General features: G+C 72.8%; 17 protein-coding genes. 11 read left to right on the top strand and 6 right to left on the bottom strand.

Annotation, left to right across the window (positions count from 1 at the left end; all coding sequences use genetic code 11):
• The first annotated feature begins 9 nt into the window (after window positions 1–9).
• The 3 genes from ABTZ99_RS00685 to ABTZ99_RS00675 all read left to right on the top strand — a co-directional run bounded on the left by ABTZ99_RS00685 (window position 10) and on the right by ABTZ99_RS00675 (window position 2,761).
• Complete coding sequence (locus tag ABTZ99_RS00685) at window positions 10–969, top strand: electron transfer flavoprotein subunit alpha/FixB family protein (protein ID WP_498774905.1); 960 nt, start codon at window positions 10–12, stop codon at window positions 967–969.
• 158 nt (window positions 970–1,127) lie between these two features.
• Window positions 1,128–1,898 (top strand): GNAT family N-acetyltransferase, encoded by a 771-nt coding sequence (locus ABTZ99_RS00680; protein WP_498774903.1) that lies wholly within the window; start codon window positions 1,128–1,130, stop codon window positions 1,896–1,898.
• A complete protein-coding gene (locus ABTZ99_RS00675; protein ID WP_499607062.1) occupies window positions 1,895–2,761 on the top strand; it encodes a lysophospholipid acyltransferase family protein in 867 nt (288 codons plus the stop codon). Before ABTZ99_RS00680 ends, ABTZ99_RS00675 begins: the two co-directional genes overlap by 4 nt.
• A gap of 57 nt (window positions 2,762–2,818) precedes the next feature.
• Here the strand turns inward: ABTZ99_RS00675 and ABTZ99_RS00670 are convergent, their stop codons facing one another.
• Window positions 2,819–3,151 carry a hypothetical protein gene (locus ABTZ99_RS00670; protein ID WP_498774899.1) on the bottom strand — a complete coding sequence of 111 codons (333 nt, stop codon included), beginning with the start codon at window positions 3,149–3,151 and terminating at the stop codon, window positions 2,819–2,821.
• Window positions 3,152–3,298: 147 nt separating this feature from the next.
• On the opposite strand from ABTZ99_RS00670, the gene ABTZ99_RS00665 reads away from it, so the two are divergent.
• The 4 genes from ABTZ99_RS00665 to ABTZ99_RS00650 are packed head-to-tail and all read left to right on the top strand — an operon-like array spanning window position 3,299 to window position 7,376.
• Window positions 3,299–4,669: an MFS transporter gene (locus ABTZ99_RS00665; protein ID WP_498774897.1), complete on the top strand. Its 1,371-nt coding sequence runs from the start codon at window positions 3,299–3,301 to the stop codon at window positions 4,667–4,669.
• The gene (locus ABTZ99_RS00660) at window positions 4,669–5,856 is read left to right on the top strand and encodes a cysteine desulfurase family protein (RefSeq protein ID WP_499607058.1); all 1,188 of its coding nucleotides are present in this window, start codon (window positions 4,669–4,671) and stop codon (window positions 5,854–5,856) included. Before ABTZ99_RS00665 ends, ABTZ99_RS00660 begins: the two co-directional genes overlap by 1 nt.
• A gap of 5 nt (window positions 5,857–5,861) precedes the next feature.
• Window positions 5,862–6,947 (top strand): tRNA 2-thiouridine(34) synthase MnmA, encoded by a 1,086-nt coding sequence (gene mnmA, locus ABTZ99_RS00655; protein WP_498774893.1) that lies wholly within the window; start codon window positions 5,862–5,864, stop codon window positions 6,945–6,947.
• Between the two features lie 45 nt (window positions 6,948–6,992).
• Window positions 6,993–7,376: a hypothetical protein gene (locus ABTZ99_RS00650; RefSeq protein ID WP_498774891.1), complete on the top strand. Its 384-nt coding sequence runs from the start codon at window positions 6,993–6,995 to the stop codon at window positions 7,374–7,376.
• Window positions 7,377–7,661: 285 nt separating this feature from the next.
• Here the strand turns inward: ABTZ99_RS00650 and ABTZ99_RS00645 are convergent, their stop codons facing one another.
• A complete protein-coding gene (locus tag ABTZ99_RS00645) occupies window positions 7,662–8,534 on the bottom strand; it encodes a serine/threonine dehydratase (RefSeq protein ID WP_498774889.1) in 873 nt (290 codons plus the stop codon).
• A gap of 15 nt (window positions 8,535–8,549) precedes the next feature.
• Complete coding sequence (locus ABTZ99_RS00640; protein ID WP_499607053.1) at window positions 8,550–9,056, bottom strand: DUF6584 family protein; 507 nt, start codon at window positions 9,054–9,056, stop codon at window positions 8,550–8,552.
• Between the two features lie 115 nt (window positions 9,057–9,171).
• On the opposite strand from ABTZ99_RS00640, the gene ABTZ99_RS00635 reads away from it, so the two are divergent.
• Window positions 9,172–10,347, top strand: a complete 1,176-nt coding sequence (locus tag ABTZ99_RS00635) for a hypothetical protein (protein ID WP_499607050.1) — start codon at window positions 9,172–9,174, stop codon at window positions 10,345–10,347.
• 63 nt (window positions 10,348–10,410) lie between these two features.
• On the top strand, window positions 10,411–10,791 hold the full coding sequence (locus tag ABTZ99_RS00630; RefSeq protein WP_498774883.1) for a hypothetical protein: 381 nt from the start codon (window positions 10,411–10,413) through the stop codon (window positions 10,789–10,791).
• Here the strand turns inward: ABTZ99_RS00630 and paaI are convergent.
• Window positions 10,754–11,167, bottom strand: a complete 414-nt coding sequence (gene paaI, locus ABTZ99_RS00625; protein ID WP_498774881.1) for a hydroxyphenylacetyl-CoA thioesterase PaaI — start codon at window positions 11,165–11,167, stop codon at window positions 10,754–10,756. The two genes, ABTZ99_RS00630 and paaI, sit on opposite strands and share 38 nt — an antisense overlap.
• Window positions 11,168–11,289: 122 nt before the next feature.
• Between paaI and ABTZ99_RS00620 the strand changes: the two genes are divergently transcribed.
• Complete coding sequence (locus ABTZ99_RS00620; protein ID WP_499607047.1) at window positions 11,290–13,047, top strand: serine hydrolase; 1,758 nt, start codon at window positions 11,290–11,292, stop codon at window positions 13,045–13,047.
• Between the two features lie 65 nt (window positions 13,048–13,112).
• Here ABTZ99_RS00620 and ABTZ99_RS00615 read toward each other — a convergent pair whose 3' ends face one another.
• The gene (locus ABTZ99_RS00615) at window positions 13,113–14,447 is read right to left on the bottom strand and encodes a glycoside hydrolase family 18 protein (RefSeq protein ID WP_498774877.1); all 1,335 of its coding nucleotides are present in this window, start codon (window positions 14,445–14,447) and stop codon (window positions 13,113–13,115) included.
• Window positions 14,448–14,652: 205 nt separating this feature from the next.
• Between ABTZ99_RS00615 and ABTZ99_RS00610 the strand changes: the two genes are divergently transcribed.
• Window positions 14,653–15,663, top strand: a complete 1,011-nt coding sequence (locus ABTZ99_RS00610; protein WP_499607043.1) for a methionine synthase — start codon at window positions 14,653–14,655, stop codon at window positions 15,661–15,663.
• Between the two features lie 6 nt (window positions 15,664–15,669).
• Here the strand turns inward: ABTZ99_RS00610 and ABTZ99_RS00605 are convergent, their stop codons facing one another.
• Window positions 15,670–16,173 (bottom strand): GNAT family N-acetyltransferase, encoded by a 504-nt coding sequence (locus ABTZ99_RS00605; protein ID WP_498774873.1) that lies wholly within the window; start codon window positions 16,171–16,173, stop codon window positions 15,670–15,672.
• Window positions 16,174–16,179 lie beyond the last annotated feature (6 nt).

Raw genomic sequence — 16,179 nt, 5'->3', positions numbered from 1 at the left:
AGGAATCCAATGTCTGAGGTACTCGTCCTCGTCGACCACGTCGACGGCGAGGTCAAGAAGGTCACCTATGAGCTTCTATCCGCCGCGCGCCGTCTCGGCGAGCCGGCCGCGGTGGTGGTCGGATCGCCCGGGACGGCGGGCAAGGTGAGGGAGTCGCTGGGCCGCTACGGCGCGGTGAAGGTGTACGCGGTGGAGTCCGACGACGCGGCGAACCACCTGGTCACGCCGAAGGTGGACGCGCTCGCCGCGATCGCGGCCACCGCGTCGCCCGCCGCCGTGCTGGTGTCGGCGACGTTGGAGGGCAAGGAGGTCGCGGGCCGGCTGGCCGTGCGCCTGGACTCCGGGCTGCTCTACGACGCCGTGGACCTCGACGGCGAGGGCGTCGCCACGCAGTCGATCTTCGGTGGCGCGTACGTGGTCAAGTCCAAGGTCACCAAGGGCGTGCCGGTCATCGCCGTGCGCCCCGGCGGTGTCGAGGCGTCCGAGTCGCCCGCGGACGCGGTCGAGCAGGCCGTCGAGGCGCCCGCCGCGAACCCGGCGCTGGTCACCAGGGTGACCGGGCGCGAGCCGGTCGCCGGTGGCGACCGCCCCGAGCTGACCGAGGCGTCGGTCGTCGTGTCCGGTGGTCGTGGCGTGGGCAGCGCGGAGAGCTTCGAGGTCGTGGAGAAGCTGGCCGACAGCCTCGGCGCGGCGGTCGGCGCGTCCCGGGCCGCCGTGGACTCCGGCTACTACCCGCACCAGTTCCAGGTCGGCCAGACCGGCAAGACGGTCTCGCCGCAGCTGTACATCGCGCTGGGCATCTCCGGCGCGATCCAGCACCGGGCGGGCATGCAGACGTCCAAGACCATCGTCGCGGTCAATAAGGACCCGGAGGCGCCGATCTTCGAGATCGCCGACTTCGGCGTGGTCGGCGACCTGTTCGCGGTCGCGCCGCAGCTGACCGACGAGGTCGGCAAGCGCAAGGGCTGACCTGCGGGTTCGTTCGCAGTCCCGGTCGAGGGCCGCTCCGCTTCGCGCGGGGCGGCCCTCGTGCCGTCGGCGGCCTCACCGTGCCTTAACCGACCTGCCACTGAGGCGTCATCGGAACGACCTGCTCCCGGTCGCCAACCGGTCGGTAGACCAGACCCATGACGCAGCCGCAACTGCTTGTCAGCACCGGTGACGCCGCTACCGACGCGCCGCGCTACTCCCTGCTGGTCGCGCGTGACAGCGACGAGGTCGTGGCCGCGCAGCGGCTGCGGCACCAGGTGTTCGCCTCCGAGATGGGCGCCGTGCTGCACAGCTCCGTGCCGGGGCACGACGTCGACTACTTCGACCGGTTCTGCGACCACCTGGTCGTGCGCGACGACCGGACCGGCGACATCGTCGGCACCTACCGGATGCTGCCGCCCGAGCGCGCCGCCGAGGCTGGCCGGCTGTACTCCGACGGCGAGTTCGACCTGTCCGCCCTCGACGCCCTGCGGCCCTCGCTCGTGGAGACCGGCCGGTCGTGCGTGCACCCCGACCACCGCAACGGGGCCGTGGTGTCGCTGGTGTGGGCCGGCATCGCCCGGTACATGCTGCTGTCCGGGCACTCGTGGCTGATCGGCTGCGCCTCCGTGCCGCTGCACGACGGCGGCTCGTTCGCGGCGGGGGTGTGGGACGTCGTGCGGGCCAAGCACCACGCGCCCGAGGAGTACCGGGTGGAGCCGCTGACGCCGTGGGACGTCGACGCCGTGGCGCGGCCGGACCGGACCGTGCTGCCGCCGTTGCTGAAGGGCTACCTGCGGCTGGGCGCGTGGGTGTGCGGGCGGCCCGCGCTGGACGCCGACTTCGGCGTGGCCGACCTGCCCGTGCTGCTCGGGATGGACCGGGTCGACCAGCGCTACCTGAAGTTCTTCCTCGGGGAGACGGCGTGAGCAAGCACGCGTGGATGCCCGTGTCGCCGTGCGGCGACGGGTGCGTGGACCACTCGACGGCGTCGGTCGGCCGGGTCCGGGTGGCGTGGCGGGTGCTGGCCGCCTTGGCCGTGATGCTGTCCGGGCTGTTCGTGGTGCTCGCCGTCCTGTGCGTGCGCGGGCAGGCGCGTTCGGCGCTGCTGCGGCGCTGGTTCCGAGCCCTGCTCGGCGCGTTCGGCGTGCGGCTGCGGCAGGTCGGGCCGGTGTTCCAGGACAACCCGGGACGTGGCGTGCTGGTGGTGTCCAACCACGTGTCCTGGCTGGACGAGCTGGCGATCGACGCGGTGCAGCCCATCAGGATGGTGGCCAAGCGGGACATCCGGGACTGGCCGGTGCTCGGCAGGCTGATCACCGCCGCCCGCACGGTGTACCTGGACCGGGAGCGGCTGTCGCTGCTGCCCGGGACGGTGGCCGAGCTGGCGGCGGCGCTGCGGGAGGGCGCGGCGGTGGGCATCCACGCCGAGGGCACGACGTGGTGCGGCGTGGCGTCCGGGCGCTACCGGCCGGCGCTGTTCCAGGCCGCGCTGGACGCCGGTGTGCCCGTGCGGCCGGTGGTGCTGCGGTACTCGCAGGGTTCGGAGACGTCCACCCGGCCCGCGTTCGTGGGTTCCGACACGCTGGTCGACTCGATGCGGCGGGTGCTGCGCTCGCGCGGGCTGGTGGTGGAGGTGCGCGTGCTGGACGAGGTCGCGCCCGGTCGGGCGGCGACGCGCCGCGAGCTGGCGGCGCTCGTGCAGCAGGAGGCCGAACGGGTGGCGCACGGGGCGGTAGAGGTGCCCTCGCCGCGCCGGCACGCCGCCGTGACGACCGCTCAGGCCGCCTGACGGGTCCGCGGGTGGCCTGGCTCCTGGGGGCAGGCCACCCGCCGGCTCAGGGGAACCTCAGCAGGCCTTCACCGACACGGCGTGGACCCGGCCGGAGATGTTGTAGATGGTGACCTTGCCCCAGCCGCCGCTCTTGGTCACGTTGTAGGTGTAGCCCGACTGCACCCGCTGGCTGCGCTTCGCGCCGGCCGGGACGTTCGACTCCTGCACGACGAGCGTGCCCGACTTCGACCCGCTGGCGTAGATGATCGAGTACAGCCGGGCGCCGCTGCAGTTGTTGGTCCAGTTGATGTAGCCGTAGCTCGCGGCGGACGCGGGAACCGCCGTGACGGCGAGTCCGCCGAGGGCCAGGCCCAGCGACGCGAGCAGGACGGTCAAGCGTTGACGCACGGGTTCTCCTTCGGGCACGAATGGATCACCCGCGAAGCTAATGCCGTGACACCGCCCGCCACGTCGGTCGTTCGCACCACACGGTCCCCGCCGGACTGCGTCATATTGCCTTGACCTCCACCCAGGTGGAGGTTGAACCATTGGCCCGTGACGACGACGACCGACACCCCCGCCAAGAGCAACCTGTGGACACCTGAACGGCGGGGCCCGACGGTCGGGATCATCCTGCTCGTCACGCTGCTCGCGTTCGAGAACATGGGCGTCAGCACGGCGATGCCGCGCATGGTCGCCGACCTCGACGGCAACGACCTGTACGCGTGGCCGTTCCTGGCGTTCCTCGCCGCGAGCGTGGTGGCCACCGTCCTGTCCGGACGGCTCAGCGACCTGCGCGGGCCTCGGCCGTCGCTGCTGGTTGGCCCCGCGCTGTTCCTGGTCGGCCTGGTCGTCGCCGGCCTCGCGCAGGACATGCCGGTGCTGCTGCTGGGGCGCGTGCTGCAGGGCATCGGCGGCGGCGCGCAGGTGGTCGCGGTCTACGTCCTGATCGGCCTGGTCTACCCGGAACGGGACCGGCCGGCGGTGTTCGGCCTGCTCGCGTCGGCGTGGGTGGTGCCGTCGCTCGTGGGACCGGCGCTGTCCGGGTGGCTGACCGAGACGCTGAGCTGGCGGTGGGTGTTCCTTGGGCTGGCGCCCTTCGTGCTGATCGGCGTGCTGCTGCTGGTCCCCGTGCTGCGGAACCTGCCGCCGCACACCCCCGACGAGAACACCCGGCGCGGACTGCCCCTGGCCGCGCTCGGCGCCGGGTTCGGCGTCGCGGCGCTGAGCTGGGCGGCCCAGCACCCCACCGGCGTCAACCTGGTGATCGGCCTGGCCGGGCTGGTCGCGCTGGCGCCCGCGCTGCGCGTGCTGCTGCCCGCGGGCACGCTCACCGCGCGCCGCGGCCTGCCGGTCACGATCCTGGCCCGCGCGCTGCTGGCGGGCTCGTTCTTCGCCGCCGAGGCGTTCATCCCGCTGACGCTGACCGCCGTGCACGGCTACTCGGCCATCGCCGCCGGCATCCCGCTCACGCTCAGCGCGCTGGGCTGGTCCAGCGCCGCCTGGTGGCAGTCGCGCAAGCCGGACATCCCGCGCGAGAAGCTCGTGCGGTGGGGGTTCGTGCTCAACGCGGTGGGTATCACCGGAGTGACGCTCATCGCACCGTCGTGGGGTCCGGCGTGGGCCACCCCGGTGCTGTGGGCGGTCGCCGGAGCGGGGATGGGGCTGGCCATGTCGAGCTTGAGCGTGCTCACGCTGGGCGCGTCGTCCGAGGTCGACCGGGGGTTCAACTCCTCGGCCCTGCAGATCAGCGACATGCTCGGCTCGGCGCTGCTGGTCGGCCTCGGCGGTGTGCTGGTCACCACCTTCGCCTCGGCCGCCGCGCCCACGGCCGCCGTGGTGCCGTTCGACCTGCTGATGGCGGGCGTCGCGGTGCTCGGTGCGGTGCTCGCGGGACGTCTGGGCCGGGCTACCCTGGAAAGCTGATGGCCTACTTCGACCACGCCGCCACGACCCCCATGCTCCCCGAGGCGATCGAGGCGATGACTCGGGCGTTGTCCACCACGGGCAACGCCTCGTCGTTGCACACCTCGGGCCGGCGGGCGCGGCGGCTGGTGGAGGAGGCGCGGGAGGACATCGCGGACGCCCTGGGCGCGCGACCCTCCGAGGTGATCTTCACCAGCGGCGGCACGGAGAGCGACAACCTCGCGGTCAAGGGCGTCTACTGGGCCCGCCGCACGTCCCGGCGCCGCCGGGTGGTGGCGTCGTCGGTCGAGCACCACGCCGTGCTGGACGCCGTGCAGTGGCTGGTCGAGCACGAGGGCGCCGAGGTCACCTGGTTGGAGCCCGACGGGCTCGGCCGGATCCGGCCCGAGGCGCTGCGCGACGCGTTGGACGACGACGTCGCCCTGGTCACCGCGATGTGGGCGAACAACGAGGTCGGCACGATCAACCCGGTGCGCGAGCTGGCCGCGCTGGCCGCCGACCGCGCGGTGCCGTTCCACACCGACGCGGTGCAGGCCGTCGGCGCGGTGCCGGTGGACTTCACCGACTCGGGCGCGTCCGCGTTGACGCTGACCGGCCACAAGCTCGGCGGCCCGTACGGCGTCGGCGTGCTGCTGCTGGGGCGTGACGTGGCGACGACGCCCGTGCTGCACGGCGGCGGGCAGGAGCGGGAGGTGCGGTCCGGCACGCTGGACGTGCCGTCGATCGTGGCCCTCGCCGCGGCGGTGCGGCACGCGGTGTCCCACCAGGTCGAGGCCGCCGCCGAGCTCGCCGCGCTGCGCGACGAGCTGGTGGCGTCGGTGCGGCGCGTGGTGCCGGACGTCGAGGTGAACGGCGACCCGGTGCACCGGCTGCCCGGCAACGCGCACCTGACGTTCCCCGGCTGCGAGGGCGACAGCCTGCTCATGCTGCTGGACGCCAAGGGCGTCGAGTGCTCCACCGGCTCGGCCTGCACGGCGGGTGTGGCGCAGCCCAGCCACGTGCTGCTGGCCATGGGCGTGGACCCGGTCCTGGCCCGCGGCTCGCTGCGGTTCTCGCTGGGCCACACGTCCACGGCGGCGGACGTGCGCGAACTGGCCGAGGTGATCGGCCCGGTGGTCGACCGCGCCCGCACGGCGGGCATCGCGGGGTTGAAGAGGCTTGCGGGCAAGGCGACGGCGGAGGTGTGACGGGCATGCGGGTGCTGGCGGCGATGAGCGGCGGGGTGGACTCCGCCGTGGCTGCGGCGCGGGCGGTGGCGGCGGGGCACGAGGTGACCGGCGTGCACCTGGCGCTGTCGGCGAAGCCCGGCACGCTGCGCACCGGCGCGCGCGGCTGCTGCACCATCGAGGACGCCCGGGACGCGCGGCGCGCGGCGGACGTGCTCGGCATCCCGTTCTACGTCTGGGACTTCGCGGAGCGGTTCACCGAGGAGGTCGTGGACGAGTTCGTGGCCGAGTACGCGGCCGGCCGCACGCCCAACCCGTGCCTGCGGTGCAACGAGAAGATCAAGTTCGAGGCGCTGCTGGACAAGGCGATCGCGCTCGGCTTCGACGCGGTCGCGACCGGGCACTACGCCCGGCTGTCCACTGTGGACGGTGTGCTGGAGCTGCGCCGCTCGGCCGACGACGGCAAGGACCAGTCGTACGTGCTGGCGTCGTTGACGCACGAGCAGCTGGCGCACGCGATGTTCCCGCTGGGCGACTCGACCAAGGCGCAGGTGCGCGTCGAGGCCGCCGAGCGCGGGCTCCAGGTCGCGGAGAAGCCCGACAGCCACGACATCTGCTTCATCCCTGATGGCGACACTCAAGGGTTCCTGACCAGGAAGCTCGGCGAGCAGCCCGGCGTCCTGGTCGACGACGAGACCGGCGCGGTGCTCGGGCGGCACGTCGGCGTGCACGAGTTCACCGTCGGCCAGCGCAAGGGCCTCGGCATCGACGCGCCCGCGCCCGACGGGCGGCCCCGGTACGTGCTGTCGCTGGAGCCGGTGACCGGCACCGTGCGGGTCGGCGCGGCGGAGAAGCTCCAGGTGACGGAGATCGTCGCTCAGCGGCCCGTGACGCGGGTCACGTTCGACGGTCCGGTCGAGTGCGTGGCGCAGGTGCGGGCGCACGGCGGTCTCGCACCTGCGGTGGCCGAAGTTGTCGGTGGAGAGCTGCTGGTCCGCCTCCGCACGCCGTTGAGCGGCGTCGCCCCTGGTCAGGCGGTCGCGGTGTACCGGGAGGACGCGGCGGCGGGCGACTTGGTGCTCGCCAGCGCCACCATCAGTTCGACGCGTTGAGGTCCGGCTTGTTGTTTTGTCGGTGTCGCCTGCGACACTGCGTGCGTGCCGTATGACAACGCACGACGCCGGAGGTCGCTGGTGGACATCGGGATCCGGGTGAGGGTGCTCTCGAGCAAGCTCGACCACCCGTCCGCGCAACGTCTCGACGCGGAGCAGTTCGAACGGCTGCGCGCGGAGGTCCGCACGCTGCGCTGGGTGGTCCGGGAGCGCCTGCACCGGCCCGAGTGGGCCGACCTGATCGCCGAGGTGGAGGCCATGGTGGAACGGGTGGAAGGGCTCGACCCGGCGCTCGCGCTGGAGGTCGAGGTGCCGCCGCAGGCGGGCGGGTCGCTGGGGCGCGTGGCGCCGGACCGCGGTTCGGCCGAGCGGGGATCGGCCCAGCCGGGCGACCGGGTGCCGCTGAGCGGTCGGACGAACGCGTTGTAGGCCGCCGTGGCGCCGCTGGGGGCGCGGTAGGCGATCGGGACGAGGACGACGGGTCCGGGCGCGGTGGCGCTCGGACCACCTCGTGAGCCTCACCGCCCGCGCCGGCAGCGACCGCCGCGCCGTGCGGGCTGGAGTCGCCAGGTCGTGCCGGCGGCAATCGCCGCGCCGTGGGCTGACGCTTCCCGCGAGGTCGCGAACGGTCTGCCGCCCGCGGAGCGGCCGATCCGACCCGAGCCAGGCAATCGAGCCGCCGGCCGTGGAGCAGCGGCGATCCGACACCGCCTATCAGGCCGTCCAGTCGGTGTTCGCGCCGCACAGCACCACGCACGCCAGCTCGCCCGGCACCTGCCCGGCCAGCCACGCGGCGAACGGCACGGCCGCCGCCGGTTCCACGGCCAGCCGGAACTCCTCCCAGAGCCGGTCGCGCGCGGCCAGGATCTCGGCGTCGGGCACGAGCACCGACGTCACGGGGTGCGTGCTCAGAATCTCGAACGGGACGTCGCCGACCCGGGTGGCGCCCAGCGCCGAGGCGGCGACCGAGACCACCTCGGAGTCCACGGGCTCGCCCGCGGCCAGCGCGTGGTGCAGGGCGCAGCACCGCTCCGGCTCCACCGCGACCGTGAGGCGACCCGACGCCAGCGCCGTGCCCGCGGCCAGCCCGCCACCGCCCACGGCGACCGCGATCGCGTCCACGTCCGGCGCGTCCTCGACCACCTCGGCGGCCACCGTGCCCTGGCCCGCCACGACGATCGGGTCGTTGTAGGCCTCGACGTAGAAGCCGGGCGTCTCGCGGGCCGCCAGCACCGCCTCGGCGTACGTGTCGCCGTGCCGGATCAGCTTCGCGCCCGCCGCCTCGATCCGCCGCACCTTGCCCTCCGGCGCGCTCACCGGCACGAACACCGTGGCGTGCAGCCCGAGCAGTTGCGCGGCCTTCGCCACGCCGAGGCCGTGGTTGCCGCCGGACGCCGTGACCACCCGATCCGGTGACCCGCCGGCGAGCAGGGTGTTGAGCGCGCCGCGCAGCTTGAACGAGCCGGTGAGCTGGAGGTGCTCGAGCTTGAGCACGATCGGCCTGCCGTCGACCTCGGTGCGCCACAACGGCGTGCGGCGGGCGTGCGGGCGGATGCGGTCAGCGGCGGCGGCGACGTCGGGGGTCATGCCTCCAGCATGCGCTCATCCGGCTGACCACCTGTAGACCCACATGACCAGCGTCACCGCGCCGACCACGAAGCACAGCAGCACGATCACCAGGCCTACCAGCACCAGCACGTTCGTGCCCCAGGACGAGTCGCGGTCGTCGGCCACCGCCAGCTCGGCCCGCAACTGCTCGTTGGCCGCGGTCCGCAACGCCACCAGCCGTTCCCTGGCGGTCTCGGTCGACGCGCCGGCCTCGCCGCTGGTCCAGTTCATCGCCCGCAGCCGCGCCAACGGCGTGCGGTAGGCGCGTTCGAACGCCGCCACCTCCGCCTCGTCGCGCACCTCGGACAGGTAGCTCCACCGCCCGGCCTGCGCCGCGTCGCCGAGCAGCCGGCACACCTCGGCGAGGCGCTCGCGCAGGTCCAGCCGGTCGGGGTAGCTGGCGACGAGCCCGACCAGCCGCTGTCGCGCCCGCAGGACACTGGCCAGGTCACCGCGTTCGACCTCTGCGGCGGCCTTGCGGAGCGTCGGCTCGAGCGGCATGAGCGACATCGTCCCAGCACGGGCAACCGCGCGGTGACCTCGTCCCGGCATCGGGAGTCGAATCCGCACGACCGAGTGCCTCGGGGGAGGGCGCCGGGCGCTCTAGGATTTCCGGGTGATCGCGGTATCGGTGGTGACGTTCGGCCTGGCCTGGTGGCTGGGGCTGTACCTGCTCGTGCGCGATCCCCGCAAGCGGCTGCTCCAGCGTGCCTCGATCGGGTTGCTCGCCTACGCGCTGGTGATCGTCCTCCCGCTGCCGGCGATGGCGATGGCGGTGCCGGCGGTGGCGTGGACCGGGGTCGTCGTGTGCTGGCTGCCGGTGCGCTACGACCGCTGGTGGCGGTACAGCGCGCTGCCGTTGCTGGTGGCGGCCTACTTCGCGCCGGTGGTGGTGCTGATCCCGTTGGCCGCGGCCCTGGTGCTGTGCCTGCGGGTGCGGCGGGCGTTGCTGGGGGCGGCGACGATCCTGTTCGGGCTCAGCTGCGCGTTGTTGCTGGTGGACGTGCTGCCTCCGCCGCTGGTGATCGCGTCGGCCGGGTTCGACCTGCTGGTGTTCGGCGTGATCGTGGCGGTGGCGGACGCGTTCGACGAGGGTGAGGCGATCCGCGCGGACATGGTGCGCTCGCTGCTCACGTCGGCGGGGCTGGCGGCGGTGTTCGGCGGGCAGGTGGCGTTGTTCCTGGACGACCGGCTGGTGCCGCTGCTGTTCGGCACGGTCGCCGCCGCGATCGCGGTGCAGGTGCTGGCCAACCCGCTGGCGTTGCTGGTGGACCGGGTCGCGGTGCCCGAGGTGGCCGCCTCGCGCGCGGAGCTGCGCGACGCCGCCGAGTCGCTGCCCCGGCGCGCCCCGCTCGACCCGACCGAATTCGTGAAGCTGACCAGGCGTGCGTTGAGCAATTACGGCGACCTCGGGAAGTTGGTCGCGAGCCCGTTGACGGAATTGCCGGTGATCGACGCCCGGCTCGCCGCGCGGGGTGCGTCGGACCAACCGCTGGAACGCGCGGCCGAGCTGAAGTCGTTGTTGCTGGAGAGCATCTGCCGGCTCAAACCGCGCGACGGCGAGTTCGGCACCAGCGACGAATGGCGGCACTACAACGCGCTGTACTTCTACTACGTGGTCGGCATCCGCCCGTACAGCAGGCGCACCAAGCGCGAGGGCCTCGACCCGGAGGCGCGGCGGGCGCTGGCGTGGTTCGTCAACCAGGTGCCGGAGCGGACGCTGCACAACTGGCAGAACGCGGGGGCGAAGTTGGTGGCCGAGGACTTGTCCGCCCAGGTCGAGGCGTCCTGACTGGCAGGCGTTGGCAGTGTTCGGCGTACCGCCGGCAGTGCCGCCGACCCTAACTTCCGAGCCATGACGACGACTCAGGTCCGCAACGACAACCTCCTCCGCTTCGCCCTCAAGCTCGACGGTGTCGCCTCGGGCGGGCTCGGCTTGATCGCACTGGTGTTCAACGACCTGCACACGGGATTGCCGAACGGGCTCGTGATCGGGCTCAGCGTTTTCCTGCTCGCCTACGGCGTCGGTGTTTTCCTCTTGGGCATGCGCCCCATCCGCCCGCTGGTCGCGGTGGTGATCATCGGCAATTCGGTGTGGGTGCTGGACAGCTTCCTGACCGCTTTCGCGGGCTGGTTCCCCGTGACCGGGCTGGGCGTTTTCCTGATCGTCGCCCAAGCGGTCGCCGTGATGGGCTTCATCACCCTCCAGGTGCTGGGTCTGCGCCGTTCGGCCTGAGCGTCCGGCTCCGGCCGCGGAACTCCGCCACCACCTCGTCGCCCCGGCGCACGGTGATGTCGTAGATCCCGCTCCGCCCGAACCGGACCCGCTCCACGGCCTCGGCCACCAGTTCGTCCCCCTGGTGGACGGGGGCGATGAAGTCGATCTCCGCCTGCGCCGCCACGGTCACCGAGCCGTGGCGGTTGCACGCGCAGGCGAAGGCGGTGTCGGCGAGCAGGAACACGTACCCGCCGTGGCCGATCCCGTGCCCGTTGACCATCCGGTCGGTGACGGTCATGGCCAGCGTGGCCGTGCCGTCACCGAGTTCGAGCGCCCTGATGCCGAGCGCGGTCGACGCGGCGTCGTTGGCGAGCATCTCCGCTGGTCCGTTCATCCCTGCACTGTAAAGCGGCGGTGTCAGCGGTCGTGTCAGCCCGGTGACCGCCCGGTGTCAGGACGGCGGGCGATCGTGGTTCCCGTCAGCAGGTCAGCCCGAACGAACACCCGGAGAGCACGATGCAGACGTTCGACACCCCCGCCCCGATCGCCACCGTCCTGGACATCCCCGCCGGGCGCGTCCAGTTCATCGCCGCCGACCGGGTCGACACCACCGTCGAGGTGCTGCCGGCGGACGCCGCGAAGCGCCGCGACGTGAAGGCGGCGGAGCAGACGACCGTCACCTACGGCGACGGCGTGCTGCGGATCGAGACGCCGACGGGCAACCAGGTCCTCGGCCCGTCCGGTTCGGTCGCGGTGACGGTCCGGCTGCCCGCCGGCTCGCGGGTCGAGGCGAAGGCCGCCGCCGCGGAGTTCCGGGGCGTGGGACGGCTCGGCGACGTCGCGTTCGACGGCGCGCACGGCGTGATCACGCTCGACGAGGCCGACAGCGTCCACCTCACCGCGCACGCCGGTGACGTCTCGGTCGGCCGCTTGGGCGGCCCGGCCGTGATCAGCACCCAGAAAGGCGACATCCGCATCGCCGAGGCCGTGCGCGGCACCGTGACGCTGTCCACCCAGGCGGGCGGGATCTCGATCGGCGCCGCGCACGGCGTCTCGGCCACCCTGAACGCCGGCACGTCCTACGGCCGGATCCACAACGCGCTCGTGAACACCGGTGGCTCCGCCGACCGGCTCGACATCCGCGCCACCACGTCCTACGGCGACATCACCGCCCACAGCCTGCCTGGCGACCAGCGGCCGGACCGGCCGGACTTGCAGCAGGCCGCGCAGGCGGTCGTCGACGCGGGTTTCGCCGGAGTGGAACTGCGCGTGCACGACGAGCAGGGTGACTGGGTCGGTCGCGCCGGGGTGAGCGAGCTGGGCGGGACCGCCGAGCCGCCCGCCGACGGGCAGGTGTGGGCGGGCAGCGTCAGCAAGCCGTTCACCGCGACCGTGGTGCTGCAACTCGTGGCCGAGGGCAGGATCGGGCTGGACAGCCCGGTCGCCGACCGCCTGCCCGAGCTCGGGCTGGACGAGCGGATCACGGTGCGGATGCTGCTGCGGCACACCAGCGGCCTGTACAACTACACCGGCGACGTCGAGCCGGACGGGACGTTCGCGATGGGGCTGCCCTCGACCGGCAAGGCGTGGGTGGACAACCGGTTCCACTCCTACCGGCCCGAGGAACTGGTGCGGTTCGCGTTGGCCAAGCCGGCGCGCTTCGAGCCGGGGACGGACCAGAGCTACGCCAACACCAACTACACGCTGGCCCTGCTGCTGATCGAGAAGCTCACCGGCCGCTCCTACGCCGAGGAGGTGCGGCAGCGGATCATCGAGCCGCTCGGCCTCACGGGCACCGTGGTGTCGACCGACTCACCGGACCTCCCCGGCCCGCACCCCCGCGGCTACTACCGCTACCAGGACGCCGGCGAGTGGAAGGTCGTCGACGTCAGCCGTCAGAACCCATCCCTGTTGGCCGGCGCCGGCGACCTGATCTCGACCGCCAAGGACCTGGCCAAGTTCATCTCCGCCCTGCTGCGCGGCGAGCTCCTCCCGGCCCCTCTCCTGGCCGAGATGACCACCCCGCACGGCAAGCTGAACCTCGGCCTGGGCCTCTGGATCCAAGACCTCGGCCCGCACGGCACCATCGTCCACCACAACGGCGGCGCCCCGGGCGGCTACGGCGCCCTGATGATCAGCACCCCCGACGGCCACAAGACCCTGACCGCATCCGTGACCACCGGCGACATCGACCCGGCCGGCGTGTTCCCCACGGCGTTGGACGGCCTCATCAAGGCGGTGTTCTGCACCGAGCAGCCTCAGCCAACCGCCTGACCCCTCAACCCCGACCCGGCCGCGCCGAGCTCCCACCGAGCCCGGCGCGGCCGTTCACGTGCGGGTCAGGCGGTGAAGCCCTTGAAGATGTTCGTGAACTCGTACTGGGTCTGGCTGATGCTGCTGCACGTCGGCGAGATGCCGCCGCCCGGGCAGCCGCCGTTGTCCCGGCCCACCGACCAGAAGCCCAGCAGGCCGATGCGGTTCGTGTTGGCCCACGCCACCAGCTTCCGCGCGTGCGCCTGGGTGAAGACCTTGCCGTTGAAATTGCGGCCGATCATCGGGGTCACGCCGAGCAGCCGCTTCAGCTCCGCGTCCGACTTGGCGGGCCAGATCTGCTTCAGCTGCCGCAGGCTGCTCTCGGCGGCGGCGATGACGGCGTCGCCCCAGTCGGCGCGGGAGGAGCCGAACTCCATGGTCATGGGGTTGACGAGGACGGTCAGGCCCTTGGCGGCCGCGTTCTGCAGGATCTGCACCGAGTACGGGTCCATGCCGTAGTCGTCGCCCTGCACGCGCATCGTGTAGCTGATCGACGTGCCGCGCTCGGTCTGCAGGCGCTTCAAGGCGGTGTTCACCAGGTCGTGCGGGATGGTGGCCTCGACGTCGACGTCCAGGTGGTTGCTGCCGACCGCGTCGAGCACCTTCTTGTACGCCGCCAACAACGCGTCCGCGGTGGAGCACGAGTACTCCAGGTACGGCCCGGCGGCGCCTCCGGTCGCCACGATCACGTCACCGCCCATGGCCTTCAGCGCACGCACGTCGTTGACGATCCGGCTGTCGTGCAACGGGATCGTGCCGCCCCACGACGGGTTGCAGCCGCTGCTGTCCGCGAGCGCGAAGGCGAGCGTGAACACCTTCTGGCCGGTGGCGCGGGCGACCGACTCCAGCGACGGCGTCGGCATGGTGATGTCCACGTACGGCGCGGACTTCAGGCTGCCGGGGAGAGGTGGTTGGTCCGAAGTAGTGGTCGTCGTCGTAGTTGTGGTGGTAGTCGTGGTGCCGCCGGTGCAGGGTTGGCCGTTGAGCTTGCAGTTGGCGGGCAGGCCCGTGCCGTTCACCAGGAACCCGAACGACGTGGACGCGCCCGCCGCGAGCCCGCCGTTGTACTCACGGTTGGTGAACGTGTGGTGCGAGCCGCTGCTGGTCAGCGTCGCGTCCCAGTACGAGCCGGGCGAACTGCCCGCCGGCAGGTCGAACTCGACCTTCCACCCGGACACCGCGCTCGACCCCGCGGTGACGGTGAACTTGCCCTGGTAGCCCGAACTCCACGTGGAGTCCTGGGTGAACACGGCCGTCGGGGTCGGCGCCGCGCCCGCGGGGGCGGCGAGCAGCAGACCGGCGGTGACGGCGGCGGTGGCGCCTGCCGCGAGTGCGGCCAGGCTCGTGCGCTTGAGGGACATGGGCACCTACTCCCGTGCAGGGGGGACGGGGTGGGAGTGGTGCGGGAGCGCGGGGCGCGGCACGCCCCCACACCACGTCGTGGCGGTGCCCGCGAACACCGTCGGCACCGACAAGGTGACCGTAGGTGGACTGGACCACCTCGTCAATGGGTCTAGACCTTTTCGGTCACGAACGGCCGACCGCCCGTAGTGGGAGACTGTCCGGGTGGATGCCCTCCCTTGGTCCGCCGGCGCCGCGACCGGCGTCGGCTCGCTACCCGGAACCGACCCGCTGGAGGCCGCCAGGATCGTTCTCGGCGAACTCCCCGACCTCCCTCACCTGCCCGAACTCCCCGCCCGGGGCGTCGGGGCGGACATGATCGGCCGCGCCGCCGCGCTCCTGGTCGACCTGCCGGTCGAGGTGGTCCCGTCCGGCTGGCGGACCGCCGCGCACGCCGGCAAGGACCACCGGCGCGCGGTCGACCTGCTGCGCCGCGACCTGGACGCGTTCGAGGAGGCCGCCGAGCCCGCGCCGCCGTCGGTCGTCAAGGTGCAGTCCGCCGGACCGTGGACGCTCGCCGCGAGCGTCGAGCTGCCGCGCGGCCACCGGGTGCTGACCGACCGGGGCGCGCTGCGCGAGCACGCCGAGTCGCTGGTCGAAGGCCTCAACCGGCACGTCGCCGAGGTCGCCAAGCGCACCGGCGCGAAGGTCGTCGTGCAGCTGGACGAACCGGCGCTGCCCGCCGTGCTCAAGGGCCTGCTGCCGACGCCGTCCAAGCTCGGCACCGTCGCCGCCGTCCCCGAGCCGGACGCCCGGGCCCTGCTCCAGACCGTGATCGACGGCCTCGACGCGGACGTGATCGTGCACTGCTGCGCCCCGGCCCCGCCAGTGACGCTGATCCGGCAGGCGGGCGCGCGGGCGGTCTCGTTCGACGTCACGATCCTCGACGACACGATGTGGGACGAGCTCGGCGAGGCGTGGGAGGAGAAGACCCAGCTGTTCCTGGGCCTGGCCCCGAGCACCGACCCGACCACCCCGAGGACGCTGAGGTCGCTGGCCCAGCCCGCGTTGGACCTGGTGGACCGGCTCGGTTTCCCGCGGTCGATCCTGGGCACGCACGCGGTGCCGACGCCGACGTGCGGCATGGCGGGCGCGAGCGCGAAGTGGGTGCGACGGGCGTTGGCGCTGACGCGTGACGTGGGCAAGGCGTTCGTGGAGCCGCCCGAGGACTGGTGACCCCGCCTACAGGTCGCTGAACGGCGCGGCGTAGGTGAAAGGCCCGGTGAGGGCCGGCGTGTAGGCGGACAGGGCCCTGGCCTGGAAGTACGGGGCCCAGTCCGGGTCCGGCGGCGTGATGCCGTAGGTCGACGCCAGCGCAAAACCGAAGCGGGAGTAGTAGGCCGGGTCGCCCAGGAGGATCACCAACGGCTCGTCGAGGGCGTCGGCGGCGCCCAGGACGGTGTGCATCAGGGCCTTGCCGACGCCGGAGCGCTGGTGGGCGGGCAGCACGCTCAGCGGGCCGAGGCCCAGCGCGGGAGCTCCGCCCACGGACCCGCGCGTGCACACGACGTGACCGACCACGGCGCCGTCCACCTCGGCGACCAGGGACAGGGCCGGGATCCAGCCGGGGTCCGCCCGCAGCGCCGCGACCAGCCCCACCTCACCGCCCGGTCGCGCCGCGAACGCGGCCTCCGTCACGTCGTGGACGGCCTGGATGTCGGCGGTGGTCTCGCGTCGGATCAGCACGACACA

This window comes from Actinosynnema sp. NPDC002837, assembly GCF_040295345.1.
GTDB lineage: Bacteria > Actinomycetota > Actinomycetes > Mycobacteriales > Pseudonocardiaceae > Actinosynnema.
Note: the sequence above shows the minus strand (reverse complement) of the source record. Positions and strands in the feature narration are given on the sequence as shown.

Excerpts from the sequence above, each read along its gene's own strand:
- ABTZ99_RS00685 (WP_498774905.1), top strand. The coding sequence starts at position 10 with ATGTCTGAGGTACTCGTCCTCGTCGACCACGTCGACGGCGAGGTCAAG.
- ABTZ99_RS00680 (WP_498774903.1), top strand. The coding sequence starts at position 1,128 with ATGACGCAGCCGCAACTGCTTGTCAGCACCGGTGACGCCGCTACCGAC.
- ABTZ99_RS00660 (WP_499607058.1), top strand. The coding sequence starts at position 4,669 with ATGGCCTACTTCGACCACGCCGCCACGACCCCCATGCTCCCCGAGGCG.
- mnmA (WP_498774893.1), top strand. The coding sequence starts at position 5,862 with ATGCGGGTGCTGGCGGCGATGAGCGGCGGGGTGGACTCCGCCGTGGCT.
- ABTZ99_RS00645 (WP_498774889.1), bottom strand. The coding sequence starts at position 8,534 with ATGACCCCCGACGTCGCCGCCGCCGCTGACCGCATCCGCCCGCACGCC.
- ABTZ99_RS00640 (WP_499607053.1), bottom strand. The coding sequence starts at position 9,056 with ATGCCGCTCGAGCCGACGCTCCGCAAGGCCGCCGCAGAGGTCGAACGC.
- ABTZ99_RS00630 (WP_498774883.1), top strand. The coding sequence starts at position 10,411 with ATGACGACGACTCAGGTCCGCAACGACAACCTCCTCCGCTTCGCCCTC.
- paaI (WP_498774881.1), bottom strand. The coding sequence starts at position 11,167 with ATGAACGGACCAGCGGAGATGCTCGCCAACGACGCCGCGTCGACCGCG.
- ABTZ99_RS00620 (WP_499607047.1), top strand. The coding sequence starts at position 11,290 with ATGCAGACGTTCGACACCCCCGCCCCGATCGCCACCGTCCTGGACATC.
- ABTZ99_RS00615 (WP_498774877.1), bottom strand. The coding sequence starts at position 14,447 with ATGTCCCTCAAGCGCACGAGCCTGGCCGCACTCGCGGCAGGCGCCACC.